General features: G+C 67.9%; 13 protein-coding genes. 4 read left to right on the top strand and 9 right to left on the bottom strand.

The window, feature by feature from the left end; all coding sequences use genetic code 11:
* Positions 1–53: 53 nt before the first annotated feature.
* The 4 genes from ABD683_RS08535 to hsaA are packed head-to-tail and all read right to left on the bottom strand — an operon-like array spanning position 54 to position 3649.
* Positions 54–674, bottom strand: a complete 621-nt coding sequence (locus ABD683_RS08535; protein ID WP_344769043.1) for a flavin reductase family protein — start codon at positions 672–674, stop codon at positions 54–56.
* Positions 675–693: 19 nt separating this feature from the next.
* On the bottom strand, positions 694–1590 hold the full coding sequence (gene hsaC / locus ABD683_RS08530) for an iron-dependent extradiol dioxygenase HsaC (protein ID WP_344769042.1): 897 nt from the start codon (positions 1588–1590) through the stop codon (positions 694–696).
* Positions 1587–2483 (bottom strand): 4,5:9,10-diseco-3-hydroxy-5,9,17-trioxoandrosta-1(10),2-diene-4-oate hydrolase, encoded by an 897-nt coding sequence (hsaD, locus tag ABD683_RS08525; RefSeq protein WP_344769041.1) that lies wholly within the window; start codon positions 2481–2483, stop codon positions 1587–1589. The genes hsaC and hsaD overlap by 4 nt, the downstream gene beginning before the upstream one ends.
* Positions 2483–3649, bottom strand: coding sequence for a 3-hydroxy-9,10-secoandrosta-1,3,5(10)-triene-9,17-dione monooxygenase oxygenase subunit (hsaA, locus tag ABD683_RS08520; protein WP_344769040.1), 1167 nt, complete (start codon positions 3647–3649; stop codon positions 2483–2485). The genes hsaD and hsaA overlap by 1 nt, the downstream gene beginning before the upstream one ends.
* Positions 3650–3755: 106 nt before the next feature.
* Between hsaA and ABD683_RS08515 the strand changes: the two genes are divergently transcribed.
* A complete protein-coding gene (locus ABD683_RS08515) occupies positions 3756–4568 on the top strand; it encodes an isocitrate lyase/PEP mutase family protein (protein WP_344769039.1) in 813 nt (270 codons plus the stop codon).
* On the opposite strand, the gene ABD683_RS08510 is transcribed toward ABD683_RS08515, so the two are convergent.
* The 4 genes from ABD683_RS08510 to ABD683_RS08495 all read right to left on the bottom strand — a co-directional run bounded on the left by ABD683_RS08510 (position 4565) and on the right by ABD683_RS08495 (position 8389).
* Positions 4565–5422 (bottom strand): patatin-like phospholipase family protein, encoded by an 858-nt coding sequence (locus tag ABD683_RS08510; protein WP_344769037.1) that lies wholly within the window; start codon positions 5420–5422, stop codon positions 4565–4567. The genes ABD683_RS08515 and ABD683_RS08510 overlap by 4 nt on opposite strands.
* 149 nt (positions 5423–5571) lie before the next feature.
* The gene (dmpG, locus tag ABD683_RS08505; RefSeq protein WP_344769035.1) at positions 5572–6675 is read right to left on the bottom strand and encodes a 4-hydroxy-2-oxovalerate aldolase; all 1104 of its coding nucleotides are present in this window, start codon (positions 6673–6675) and stop codon (positions 5572–5574) included.
* The gene (locus ABD683_RS08500; RefSeq protein ID WP_344769033.1) at positions 6672–7568 is read right to left on the bottom strand and encodes an acetaldehyde dehydrogenase (acetylating); all 897 of its coding nucleotides are present in this window, start codon (positions 7566–7568) and stop codon (positions 6672–6674) included. The genes dmpG and ABD683_RS08500 overlap by 4 nt, the downstream gene beginning before the upstream one ends.
* Positions 7569–7573: 5 nt before the next feature.
* Positions 7574–8389: a 2-keto-4-pentenoate hydratase gene (locus tag ABD683_RS08495; protein ID WP_344769032.1), complete on the bottom strand. Its 816-nt coding sequence runs from the start codon at positions 8387–8389 to the stop codon at positions 7574–7576.
* A gap of 56 nt (positions 8390–8445) precedes the next feature.
* Between ABD683_RS08495 and kstD the strand changes: the two genes are divergently transcribed.
* Together kstD and ABD683_RS08485 are read left to right on the top strand one after the other, a co-directional pair.
* Positions 8446–10113 carry a 3-oxosteroid 1-dehydrogenase gene (kstD, locus tag ABD683_RS08490; RefSeq protein ID WP_344769029.1) on the top strand — a complete coding sequence of 556 codons (1668 nt, stop codon included), beginning with the start codon at positions 8446–8448 and terminating at the stop codon, positions 10111–10113.
* The gene (locus ABD683_RS08485) at positions 10113–10982 is read left to right on the top strand and encodes a MaoC/PaaZ C-terminal domain-containing protein (protein WP_344769026.1); all 870 of its coding nucleotides are present in this window, start codon (positions 10113–10115) and stop codon (positions 10980–10982) included. Before kstD ends, ABD683_RS08485 begins: the two co-directional genes overlap by 1 nt.
* A gap of 30 nt (positions 10983–11012) precedes the next feature.
* On the opposite strand, the gene ABD683_RS08480 is transcribed toward ABD683_RS08485, so the two are convergent.
* Positions 11013–11987 carry a hypothetical protein gene (locus tag ABD683_RS08480; protein WP_344769025.1) on the bottom strand — a complete coding sequence of 325 codons (975 nt, stop codon included), beginning with the start codon at positions 11985–11987 and terminating at the stop codon, positions 11013–11015.
* Positions 11988–12092: 105 nt separating this feature from the next.
* On the opposite strand from ABD683_RS08480, the gene ABD683_RS08475 reads away from it, so the two are divergent.
* A complete protein-coding gene (locus tag ABD683_RS08475; protein WP_344769023.1) occupies positions 12093–12698 on the top strand; it encodes a class I SAM-dependent methyltransferase in 606 nt (201 codons plus the stop codon).
* Positions 12699–12711: the final 13 nt, after the last annotated feature.

Here is a 12711-nt window from a genome sequence, read left to right as displayed (position 1 = left end):
AGTAACATTTGTCGTCATATGGCGACAAGGTATTCGTGTGGCGCAGCCAGAACTCACTCGGCGGTGCGGTAGCGGCCCTGGTGGAACAGCAGTGGCTTGTCGGCCTCGCCCTGGCCGAGCTCTTCGACCTTGCCGATCACGAGGTAGTGGTCACCGGCTTCGTGGACGTCCTGGACGACGCAGTCGACCCAGCCGACCGTGCCCTCGAGCCGAGGAGTGCCGTTGGCCGTGAGGTCCCAGGCGAGTCCCGCGAACTTGTCATCAGCCCGCGACGCAAAGACATTGGAGATCTCCGTCTGGTCGGCGGCGAGCATGTTGACGCAGAACCGGCGAGTCTGCCGGATCGCCGCAAATGCGCGTGACGTCTTCTGCGGCAGGAACGCGACCAGAGGCGGGTCGAGCGAGACGCTGGTGAACGATTGGCAGGTCATGCCGACCGGCTTGCCACCCTGCATCGTGGTGATGACCGTGACGCCGCTGGCGTACTGGCCGAGGACGTCGCGGTACTGGCGGGCAGCAGCCTGCGCCGCCTCGCCGTCGATCTCGACGACCTCACCCGGGCGCCACGAGAAGAGCTCGTGCTCGCCGCCGAGATAGGAGTCGATCAGCTCACGGGACGGCCAGGACGTGGCGGCATCGGCACTGATGCCGTCAGGGAGTTCTGCGTCAGTCACGGATCCCACTGTGTCAGGCCTAGCCGGACTGCCCGAACGCGTGGCCCCAGTACGAGACAGCCGTCGACTCGCGGGCGACCCAGCGCTCGTCGCTGACCGTGAGGCCCTCGCAGCCGAACTCGATGTCGAAACCACCCGGCGACTTCACGTAGAACGACACCATCTCGTCGTTCATGTGACGGCCGAGCGTCGCCGACAACGGTGCCTTGTGCTTCTTGACCCGCTCGAGGGCGCGGCCGACGTCGTCGAGCTTCTCGACCTCGAGCATGAGGTGGACGCAGCGGCTCGGGTTGGGCATCGGCAGGAAGGCCAGCGAGTGGTGGCGCGGGTTGACGCCGAGAAACCGGAGCCAGACCTTGGAGCCGGGCTCCTTGCCGACGAACTCGCCCGGCATCGACATCGAGTCGCGCAGCCGGAAGCCGAGCACGTCGCGATAGAACTTCAGCGCCTCGACGTCGTCGTCGACCGGGATGACGACGTGGCCCATGCCCTGGTCGCCGGTGACGAACGTCGCGGCGTACGGGGTCACGACGGGGCGTGACTCGTACGTGATGCCGTGGAACAGCTCGAAGACGTTGCCGAAGGGGTCGGCGAACCGTACGAGCTCCTGGACCCGGCGCTCCGCGAGCTCCTCGGCCGTGCCTTCGGTGGTCTCGACGCCGGCCTTGGCCAGGTGCTCGCGCGCAGCCTGCAGCGCGTCGTGGTCGGCGAGCTCCCAGCCGACACAGTCGAGCTGGTCGGTGTCGCCGGGGAACACGACGAGTCGGGCCGAGACCTCGTCGATGCGGAAGTAGAGGTTGTCGGGGTTGGGGCCACGACCCTCGGCGAGGCCCAGCACCTTGCCGCCGAACTGCTTCCAGGCATCCAGGTCAGTGGAGGAGACCCGGGCATATCCCATGGACTTGATGTCGATCATGACTGCTCCTTCCTCGGTCGTTCGACGTGGTTGGAGAGGTATGCCGTGCAGACCTGGCGGAACTCGTCGGCCGCCTCGATCTGCGCCCAGTGTCCGCAGTTGGGGAACACGTGCAGCGTTGCCTTGGGGATCATCTTGAGCGCGACGAACGCGCCGTCGAGCGGGTTGACCCGGTCCTCGCGGCCCCACGTCAGCAGCGTCGGCCGCTTGATCAGGTGGGCGTCGCGCCAGACCAGGCCGTCCTCGTACGAGTCGGGGTTCCAGAACGACATGCCCATCGCCTGCATGGCCTCCTGCGCGCCGGGCGCCGTGGCGTCGGCGAAGCGTTCTTCGACGAGCTCGTCGGTGACCAGCGACTGGTCGACGACCATGGTCGAGATGAACGCGCGCAGCGACTCGCGAGTCGGGGTGGCACCGAAGTCCATCAGTCGCTTGACGCCCTCGGTCGGGTCGGCGTGGAACAGGCTGAGGTTGAGACCCCCGGGCCCCATCAGCACGAGGCGGCCGACGCGCTCGGGGAACATCAGCGCGAAGCGCGCCGCCGTACCGCCACCAAGGCTGTTGCCGAGCAGGTGGATGCGGTCGATGCCGAGCTCATCGAGGAAGTCCTTGATGATCTGGGCGGAGTGGCGGAAGTAGTTGCCCACGACCGGTGGCTTGTCGCTCTGGCCGAAGCCGGGCTGGTCGACGAGCAGCGTACGAAAGTCCCCGGCGAAGCCGGGCAGCGCCGAGCCGAAGTTGGACCATGCCGACGCACCGGGTCCGCCGCCGTGCAGCATGACCAGCGGCAGTCCGCCGCCGATCGCGGTCGGCTCACCGGCCTCGTAGTAGTTGAGGGTTAGATCGCCGGCCTTCGCAGATCGGCGGGTGGACTCGCGATCGAGGCCAGCCATCAGTACATCCCTGGGTCGACCTTGTGACCGAACTCCGACATCCCGAACATCTGCAGGGCGCGCTCGGGGTCGTTGGCGGCGTGCACCCGACCGGCGTGCGCATCGCGCCAGGCGCGCTGCAGGTAGGTGCCGTTGGCCAGCGCGCGCCCACCCGACGACTCGAAGAGGACGTCGATCGCGTCGATCGCGCGCTGGGTGCCGAGCACCTGGTCGCGGCGGACCTTGAGGCGCAGCGGGATCGGGATCTTCTCACCCTTGGCGACGAGCGCCTGCTCCTGGCGGATGTTGGCCATGCAGAGCTCCCACGCGGCGTCGATCTCGCTCGACGCGCGGGCGATGCGTACGGCCGCGAACGGGTCGGACGAAGCCTTCTCGCCGAGGTAGGCGGCACGTACGCGTTGCTGCTGCTGCTCGACGTGCTCGGCGTACGCACCCCGCGCCATGCCGACGATGGGTGCCGTGATGGTCGTGGTGAACAGCGAGTGGAACGGAAGCTTGTAGAGGTCGCTGGTGTTTTGCTCCTGGCCGGGGCCGAAGCAGCGGCCGGTGTCACCCATCGAGAGCGTGAACTCGTTGGGGATGAACGTGGGTGCGACGACGATGTCGTTGGAGCCGGTGCCAGCGAGGCCGACGACGTTCCAGACGTCGACGATCTCGTACTTCTCACGCGGAACCATGAACGTCTTGAAGTCGACGACCTGGCCCTCGTCGTTGGAGACGAGACCACCGAGCAGGACCCAGCTGGCGTGCGCCGAGCCGGACGAGAAGCTCCAGCGACCCTCGAGCGTGTAGCCGCCCTCGGTGATGGTCGCCTTGCCGGTGGGGGCGTACGACGAGCTCAGCCGGGTGCTGGTGTCAGCGCCCCACACGGCCTGCTGCGCATCGTCGTGGAACAGGCCGACCTGCCACGGGTGGACGCCGAGGACCGAGGAGATCCAGCCGGTCGAGCCACATGCGGAAGCGATCATCGCGACGGCGGTGTAGAAGTCGATCGGATCGGACTCGAGGCCGTCGAAGCGCTTGGGCTGCAGCATCCGGAAGAATCCGGTCTGCTCCAGCTCCTTGACCGAGGCGTCGGGGACCTGGCGGAGACGCTCGGTCTCGTCAGCGCGCTCGCGGAAAGCGGGCAGAAGGTCGTGGATGCCGTCCAGCACAGCCTGGGTCATTGCAGCTCCTTGGGAGTTTCGTCTCAGTCGCAATACTAGAACACGTTCTAGTAACAAGTCCATCGGCGGCCTCGTCGGGAGGCAGATCCCCTGCCACACTGACGCCATGTCCGCTGCCACGAGCGCAACCGAGTTCCTCGCCCTTCACCAGCACGGTGCCGGGTTCATCCTGCCGAACGCCTGGGACGCCGGCTCGGCGCGCATGCTCGAGCAGGTCGGATTCGCCGCCCTCGCCACGACCAGCGCCGGCATCGCGTTCAGCCGCGGCGTCCCCGACGGAGGGATGGACGGCACCGAGATGCTCGACTGCATCGCGGCGATCGTCGAGGCGGTCGACTGTGCCGTGAGCGCCGACCTGGAGTCCGGCTACGGCGAGACCGCCGACCAGGTCGCCGACACCATCGCGGCGGCGGTCGAGATCGGCGTCGTCGGCGGCAACCTCGAGGACGCGCAGGTGCCGGGCGAGCTGCTCCCCGTCGAAGCCGCCCGCGAAAGGGTCGAGGCCGCACGCAGCGTCGCACCCCTGGGGACGTTCGTGCTGAACGCGCGCACCGACCCCTACATGGTCAAGCACCCTGATGCGTTCGCCGAGACCGTCCGCCGGGCCGAGCAGTATGTCGAGGCCGGCGCCGACTGCATCTTCGTCCCGGGCGTCAGCGATGCCGGCGACATCGGCCGACTCACCGCTGAGATCGGCGCCCCCGTCAACGTGGTCGCAGGACTCGTCGAGCCGGTCCTCGACGCAGCGACGCTGCGAGACCTCGGCGTCGCCCGCATCAGCGTCGGCGGGACGCTGACACGGGCGGCGCTCAGCCTGATCGACCGGGCCGGGCGCGAGATGCTCGAGCACGGCACGTTCGGCTTCGCCGAAGGGTTGATCTCCTACGGCGACTTCCAGCAGAAGCTCCGCCGCGACTAGAACTCCTTGAGCTCGAGCGCACATCCCTGGTCGTAGCCGGCTTGGGCGGCGGCGGGACGCAGCGCGACGTTCATCGCGTTGGCGCCGAAGAGGTGCTCGTCCCCGTCGAGCGGGACAACCACCTCAACGCGGCTCCCTCCGGCTCGGAGCGCATCGACCTGCGCCGGGAGATTGGTGCCCCACTCCGGCGGAGTCAGCGATCGCCCGCCGAGCGGCGACAGCACCAGCACCCGGTCGAAGCCTGCAGCCAGGTCGGCGTTCTCGGCGTTGGCCCGGTAGCCGCCGTCGATGTAGAGGCCGTCGCCGATTCGGTACGGCAACCCGCCCCCGGCACAGCTCGCCGCCACCGCATCGACGATGTCGACACCGCTGTGACGGTCGAACGAGACCGGTTCGGCCGTACGCGCGTCGACCGCCGTGATGATCACGCGGCGCTCCGGCCACCGCGCAGCGGGCAGCCGCATCGCGACGATGCTGCGCCACTGCTCCGACCACGCACCGTCCGAGGCGGCATCGGCCTCGAGCGCGGCGAGGCACATACGGCGCCGCCAGTCAGCCACATCCGAGGACGACGCGATGACCGATTGCAGCCGGGCGAGATGGTCGTTGACCGGGCGGTTGGGCGGCGGCCCGGGCCGCTGCGGGATCGGCGCGACCGACGCCGCGAACAGCTCGGGCGGCGTTGCATCGGCGAGCTGAGCAGCGGCGGTCGAGCCCGCTGACGTACCGATCGTGAGATCGGCGGAGGTGACGTCGAGACCGACATCGAAGAGTCCGGCGACGATGCCGATCAACCAGGCGTTGCCGGTCGATCCGCCACCGCCGAGGACGAGAGCAGTAGAAGAAGTGTTCATGGGATTGCCTTTCACGTATGCGTGTCAGGCGCTCCCGGCGACTAGATGAGTCGCGAGCCCGTGCTCTGCAGGGGAGCGCCCGATGTGGGTACGTACACGGGTCTCACCTCCTGCCGGTCGAACAACGAACGTGGCAACTCTATCGCGCCTCAGGCGTTGGCTTCGTCCTTGGCCTTGAGCATCAGCGCGATGTCGATGAGCTGGTCCTCCTGGCCGCCGATCAGCTTGCGCTGTCCGGCCTCGAGCAGGATCTTCGCACCAGAGACGCCGTAGCGGTCGGCGGCGTTGCCAGCGTGCTTGAGGAACGAGGAGTAGACACCGGCGTAGCCCATCATCAGCGTCATCCGGTTGAGCGTGCACTCCTCCGGCATCGCCGGGCGTACGACGTCTTCGGCCGCGTCGACGATCTGGAGGAAGTCGACACCGGTGTTCCAGCCGAGCTTGTCGGCGACGCCGATGAACGCCTCGAGCGGGGTGTTGCCGGCACCGGCGCCGAAGCGGCGTACGGATCCGTCGATCTGGGTGGCACCCGCGCGGGCGGCGACGACGGTGTTGGCGACGCCGAGGCCGAGGTTCTCGTGACCGTGGAAGCCGATCGTGGCCTCGTTGCCGATCTCGGCGACGAGGGCGTGTACGCGATCCGCGACACCTTCCATGATCAGCGCGCCGGCGGAGTCGACGACATAGACGCACTGGCAGCCGGCATCGACCATGATGCGGGCCTGCTTGGCGAGCGTCTCGGGCGACTGCGTGTGGCTCATCATCAAGAAGCCGACGGTCTCCAGGCCGAGCTCGCGGGCGAGGCCGAAGTGCTGCTGCGACGTGTCGGCCTCGGTGCAGTGGGTGGCGATGCGACAGATCTGGCCGCCGTTGTCCTGGGCGGCCCGGATGTCGTCCTTGGTGCCGACGCCGGGAAGCATGAGGAAGGCGATCTTGGCGTTCTTGGCCGTCTCGGCGGCGAGCTTGATGAGCTCCTGCTCGGGCGTCTTGGAGAAGCCGTAGTTGAACGACGATCCGCCGAGACCGTCACCGTGGGTGACCTCGATGACCGGGATGCCGGCTTCGTCGAGCGCGCCGACGATGTCGCGCACCTCCTGCGGCACGAACTGGTGGCGCTTGTGGTGCGAGCCGTCGCGCAGACAGGTGTCGGTCAGCCGGAGGTCGAGCGTGCTCGACGGGTCGGTCTGCGACCAGGTGCGGGCGAGGGCGTCGATGGATGCGTCAACGCTGGAGACGGGTGCTGGAGTGCTCATTTGATGATCTCCCTTGCGATCGACTCGCCGACTCTCGTCGCGGCGGCGGTCATGATGTCGAGGTTGCCGGCAAACGGTGGCAGGTAGTCGCCAGCGCCCTCGACCTCGACGAAGATGCTGACCTTGGTCATGCCCATCGTGGCCTCGGTGGCGTCGTCGAACTGCGGGTCCTGCAGCAGGCGGTAGCCGGGCACGTACTCCTGCACCGCCTTGGCCATGTCGTAGACCGACTCGGCGATCGCATCGCGGTCGGCGGCGGCGCTGACACCGCAGAAGATGGTGTCGCGCATGATCATCGGCGGCTCGGCGGGGTTGAGGATGATGATCGCCTTGCCCTTCTCCGCACCGCCGATCGTCATCACGCCGTTGCTCGTCGTACGGGTGAACTCGTCGATGTTGGCGCGGGTGCCGGGTCCGGCGGAGGCGCTGGAGACCGAGGCGACGATCTCGGCGTACGGCACCGGGGCGACGCGCGAGACGGCGTAGACCATCGGGATCGTGGCCTGGCCGCCGCACGTGATCATGTTGACGTTGTCCTTGGTGATGTGTTCCTCACCGTTGACCGGGGGGATCACGGCAGGACCGACGGCGGCGGGCGTCAGGTCGATCGCCTTGATGCCGGCCTCGGCGTAGCGGGGGGCGTACTCACGGTGCACGTACGCCGAGGTCGCCTCGAAGATCAGCTCGGGCAGCTCGTCCTGCTTGAGCAGCCAGTCGACACCCTCATGGGACGCCTCGACGCCGCGATCGCGGGCGAGCTTGAGGCCTTCGGACGACTCGTCGACGCCGATCATCCAGCGCGGTTCGATGACGTCGCTGCGCAGCAGCTTGTAGAGCAGATCGGTGCCGATGTTGCCGGGTCCGACGATGGCCGCCGTGACTTTGCGGGACATATTTCTTACTCCTCGAAGGAGACGGTCAGGGGCGCGAACCCGCTGATGGAAGCCGTGACGCGGTCACCCGCGGCGAACGGTACGAAGGGCCCGAGGGCCCCGGACAGGATCAGGTGTCCCGCACGCAGCGGGTCGCCGAAGCGGGCGGCCTGGACCGCGAGCCAGCGCAGCGCCTCCAGCGGATCGCCGAGGCAAGCGGCGCCGTTGCCGGACGAGCGCACCTCGTCGTTGATCGTCAGGCTCATCTCGACGTCGCGCGGCTCGATCTCGCTGAGCGTGAGTCCTTCGTCGCCGACGACATAGAGGCCGCTCGACGCGTTGTCGGCGACCGTGTCGGTGAACGTGATGTCCCAGCCCTCGATGCGCGAGTCGACGATCTCCAGCGCCGGGATCGCCACGTCGACGGACTCGCGGACGAAGTCGATCGTGATCTGGTCCTCGGGGACGTCGATGTCACGGCTCAACCGGAAGGCGACCTCGGCCTCGACGCGGGGCTGCAGGAGCGTACGCATCGAGATCGGCGTGCCGTCGGTGCCGTGGCTGACGTCCATGTCGCTGAGGAGGTAGCCGAAGTCGGGCTGGTCGACGCCGAGCTGGTCCTGCACCGCCTTGGAGGTCGCGCCGATCTTGCGGCCGACGACCGTCACGTCACCGGCCAACCGCTTCTGGACGAGACCCTGCTGCACGGCGTAGGCACCCGACAGGTCGTCAGTACCGATGAGATCGCGCACCGCCGCACAGGGAACCCGGGTCTCCAGGGCCTGCGCAAGCCTGTCTGTGGCCGCAGCGATGGCGGCGGGATCAGCCTTGATGGAGGTCACCTCGCCATACTAGAACCTGTTACAGTTTTGCGGTAGTTCGCCCCGACGGAGGTCCCATGCAAGAGTCGTATGACGTCGTCGTCGTAGGTGCCGGTGGTGCCGGCATGACGGCTGCCCTTGCCGCAGCCGAGCATGGCCTCGACACGGTCGTGATCGAGAAGACCGCCTACTTCGGCGGCACCACGGCCCGCTCCGGTGGCGGCGTGTGGGTCCCCGGCAACCGTGCCCTCAAGGCCGCCGGACAGGTCAGCGCGACAGACCGTCAGGACGCGAGCGACTACCTCCAGGCGATCGTCGGCGACGAGGTCCCCGCGATCCGCCGCGAGACGTTCCTCGACCGCGGACCCGAGGTCATCGACTTCCTTCTCGACAAGACGCCGCTCAAGCTCAAATGGGTTCCGGGCTACTCCGACTACCTCCCCGAGCAGCCCGGCGGCCGCTCGCAGGGACGCAGCGTCGAGCCGATCCCGATGGACGGCCGCATTCTCGGCGACGAGCTCGAACGCCTGCACCCGCCGTACGCCAAGGCGCCCGCCAACCTGATCGTCACCCAGGCCGACTTCCGCAAGATCAGCCTCGGCCTGCGCTCGATCCGCGGCCCGCTCACCATGATGCGCGTCGTCTTCATGCGCGTGCTCAACTCGCTGCTGCGACGCAAGATGTACGCGATGGGCAACGCCCTGACGATCAGCCTCCGCAAGGCACTGGTCGACGCCAACGTGCCGGTGCACTACGAGACTGCGCTGACCGGCCTGGTCATCGAGAACGGCCGGGTCGTCGGCGTACGCGCCGAGCGTGATGGCAAGGACGTCGTGATCCGAGCCCGCAAGGGCGTGATCCTCGGCTCAGGCGGATTCGAGAAGAGCGAAGGACTGCGCGAGAAGTACCTCCCCAGCCCGACCAGCGTCGACTGGAGCACCGCCGCCGCCAGCAACACCGGAGCCGGCATCGAAGCCGGGATCGCGATCGGCGCAGCGACCGACATGATGGACGACGCGTGGTGGGGCCCGACGATCCCGCTGCCCAACGGCCCGTGGTTCTGCCTGTCGGAGCGCAACCTGCCCGGTTCGATCATCGTCAACGCGGCCGGCAAGCGGTTCATGAACGAGGCGCTGCCGTACGTCGAGGCGACGCACGAGATCTACAAGGGCGAGGCCACTGGCATCTCCCACGTGCCCGCCTGGCTGATCATCGATCAGCGCTACCGCAACCGCTACCTGTTCGCCGGGCTCTCCCCACGCCAACCGTTCCCGGGTCGTTGGCTCAAGAGCGGCGCCGTGGTCAAGGCGTCGTCACTCGACAAGCTCGCCGAGGCGATCGACGTACCGGCCGATGCCCTCGCAGCGACGATCGAGCGCTTCAACGGCTTCGCCAAGACCGGCAACGACGAGGACTTCCATCGCGGCGACAGCGCCTACGACCGCTACTACGCCGACCCGCGCGTGAAGCCCAACCCGTCGCTGCACAGCATCGACCAAGGCCCGTTCTATGCCGTCAAGATCGTTCCCGGCGACCTCGGCACCAAGGGCGGCATCGTCACCGACGAGCGGGCTCGCGCGCTGCGCGCCGACGGCTCGGTCATCGACGGCCTGTACGCCGCGGGCAACGTCTCGTCTGCCGTCATGGGTCACACGTACGCCGGCCCCGGCGCCACGATCGGTCCGGCATTCACCTTCGGCTACCTCGCCGCCGAAGATATCGCGAAGTCTGAGACGGTTGCCTGATGCCGATCGATCCTGACGTCGCCATCGGTGCCATCGTCGGCACCCAGGAGTTCTCCTGGACCAGCAGCGACGTCCTCCTCTATCAGCTCGCGGTCGGTGCCGGCTCGCGTACCGGCGACAATGTCTCGGCGGATGCTCTGCGTTGGACCACCGAAGGCGACTCGCTGCAGGTGTTGCCGAGCTTCGCCGTGGTCGCGCCGTCGTTCCACGAGACCAATCCCCCGTCGCTGGATCTGCCCGGCTGCGACATCACGCTGACCCAAGTGGTGCACGGCGCCCAGGAGGTCCACCTGACCTCGCCGCTGCCCACGTCGGGCTCGGCGACGCTGACGACGACCATCACCGACGTGTGGGACAAGGGCAAGGCTGCCGTCATCTGGCAGGAGGGCGTCGCGGTCGATCCCTCCGGTTCGGAGCTGTGGCGCGTACGCTCCTCGATCTTCGTCAAGGGCGAGGGCGGCTGGGGCGGCAACCGCGGCGAGAGCAACGCCGTCGCCGTGCCTGATCGGGCGCCCGACGGCACCACCTCGTACGCCGTGACGCCGCAGCAGGCGCTGCTCTATCGACTCTGCGGTGACCGCAACCCGTTGCACTCCGATCCCGCATTTGCTGCCGGTGCAGGGTTCCCGGCTCCGATCCTGCACGGGCTGGCGACGTACGGCATCGTGCTGCGCGAGGTGATCGACCTGCTCCTCGACGGCGACGCCAGCGCCGTTGGCGGTTTCGGTGCCCGGTTCGCAGGGGTCGTGTTCCCCGGCGAGACGCTCACGATCAACGCGTGGGACGAGCCCGAAGGCATCGCCGTGACCGTGACGGTCGGCGACGACAATCGCCCGGCGCTGGCTGACTGCTTCGTGACTCGCCGCTGAAAAGCCTCCAGGGCTGCAGCCCGCCTCGCGTCACACCTCGACCAGGGCGATCTCGTCGACGGCGAGCAGCTCGCCCTCGTGCTCGATCCACCACCGTCCGCCACTGCGGTCGAGGATCGACGCCTTGGATCGACCTCGCGGAATCTGTGGCGCAAGAAGCTGCCCATCGCGGAGCCGGAGCACGCGTTGATGCCCTTTCCAGGCGCCCGTGCCGAAGTTCGGTGTGAGGATGGCGTGCTCTCCGTCAACCGTGAACCTGCCGTGGATTCCGTGCTTGCCTGGCTGGCGCTTCCAGCCGGATGCCTCCCACCGGCGTTCGACCACGGCGCCATCGGGCGAGACAGTGGCCACGGTGAAGAAGTCGGAGCCGTAGCGGTTCATCGACCCTAGGTCGGAGCCTTCGGAACAGATCGTCAGCCGTCCGCCGGCCCGCAGCGAGGCCGTCAGGCTGACGGCCTGCTCCCCATCGTCGACGAATGCGGCATCACCGAACCGATCGCGGGGGAAGTCGTCGGGCTGCAGCGCTCGGGGCTCGCTCGTCCAGGTCGCCGAGAGTCGCTCGGTGTCGATGACGAGGTCGGCAACGTAACGGCGCTCCTGTGTGAGCACACCGTGACTGAGAACGATGGCGAAGGTCGAGTCGTCCGAGACCGCACAACCTCCCTGGAGCCGTGGGTGAGGCGCCACGGTGGCGAGGAGCTCTGCACCGCCGATCGGCACTCGCACCGGGTCCGAGCCGACATCGCGGTGCACCCAGAGCGCGCTGGGACCGGCGATGATCGCGCAGGCGCCGTGGGGCAACGCGACAAGAAAGGGCTCGTGGTCAGCGAACGCCTCGACCGGCACGTGTGGCACGGGGTCGACGGTCGCATCGCCTTCGCTCAGCCAGACCAGCTCCCTGACGTATTCGCCCGAGTCATCCGGGTGCGCCCCGAGGGTGACGAACCGTCCATCCGACAGTCCCGACCAAGACTCGTGCCACCATTCCGACGGAAGTCGCCACATACGACCCACTATTCCAGCGGGCAGGACCGCCGGCGACAACCGCCCGCCGCTGCTCGGCTCTCTTCGGGCTACTCAACCGCCACGGCGGTGCATAGGCTCGGCTTCATGGAGCCGACGAACAACCAGCGAACCGTCGAGTCGTACGAGGTCATCGCGGAGGAGTACGCGCGGGACACCCAGAGCGACAATCCCGTCCTCGCCAGCGGTCTCACTCAGCTGGCCAAGACCGTGCCCGGCGCTCACGTCCTCGAGATCGGGTCAGGCCCCGGCTGGGACGCCGACTTCCTCGACAAGTCCGGACTGACGGTTCGACGCACTGACATCACCCAGGGATTCATCGACTTCCAGCGCAACCGCGGCAAGGAGGTCGACCGTCTCGACGCGATCAACGACGAGCTCGGCGGACCCTATGACGCCGTGGTCTGCCTTCACGTCCTCCAGCACGTCGAAGCCGACGACCTCACCGTCGTCCTTTTGAAGGTCGCTGCCTCGCTACGACCGGGCGGCCGGTTCCTCGTCTCGATCCCGCTCGGCGAAGAAGCTGGGTGGCAGGAGGGCGAGTCCGGGAAGCAGTACTACCGCGCACTTCGGACCGAGGATGACTTCACCGCAACGCTGGCGCGAGCTGGACTCTCCACCGAGTGGTCCGAACGTTCGAATCAAGAGGACGAAACCGGCTGGCTCTGCCTCCTGGCTGAACTCGGCCGCTGAGGAGCGGAGCGAC

This window comes from Aeromicrobium panaciterrae, assembly GCF_039537165.1.
GTDB lineage: Bacteria > Actinomycetota > Actinomycetes > Propionibacteriales > Nocardioidaceae > Aeromicrobium > Aeromicrobium panaciterrae.
This window is presented reverse-complemented; position numbering and strand designations above follow the sequence as displayed.

Coding starts and splice junctions, on each gene's coding strand:
- ABD683_RS08480 (WP_344769025.1), bottom strand. CDS start 11,987: ATGTGGCGACTTCCGTCGGAATGGTGGCACGAGTCTTGGTCGGGACTG.
- ABD683_RS08515 (WP_344769039.1), top strand. CDS start 3,756: ATGTCCGCTGCCACGAGCGCAACCGAGTTCCTCGCCCTTCACCAGCAC.
- ABD683_RS08485 (WP_344769026.1), top strand. CDS start 10,113: ATGCCGATCGATCCTGACGTCGCCATCGGTGCCATCGTCGGCACCCAG.
- ABD683_RS08500 (WP_344769033.1), bottom strand. CDS start 7,568: ATGTCCCGCAAAGTCACGGCGGCCATCGTCGGACCCGGCAACATCGGC.
- kstD (WP_344769029.1), top strand. CDS start 8,446: ATGCAAGAGTCGTATGACGTCGTCGTCGTAGGTGCCGGTGGTGCCGGC.
- ABD683_RS08510 (WP_344769037.1), bottom strand. CDS start 5,422: ATGAACACTTCTTCTACTGCTCTCGTCCTCGGCGGTGGCGGATCGACC.
- hsaD (WP_344769041.1), bottom strand. CDS start 2,483: ATGGCTGGCCTCGATCGCGAGTCCACCCGCCGATCTGCGAAGGCCGGC.
- hsaA (WP_344769040.1), bottom strand. CDS start 3,649: ATGACCCAGGCTGTGCTGGACGGCATCCACGACCTTCTGCCCGCTTTC.
- hsaC (WP_344769042.1), bottom strand. CDS start 1,590: ATGATCGACATCAAGTCCATGGGATATGCCCGGGTCTCCTCCACTGAC.
- ABD683_RS08475 (WP_344769023.1), top strand. CDS start 12,093: ATGGAGCCGACGAACAACCAGCGAACCGTCGAGTCGTACGAGGTCATC.
- dmpG (WP_344769035.1), bottom strand. CDS start 6,675: ATGAGCACTCCAGCACCCGTCTCCAGCGTTGACGCATCCATCGACGCC.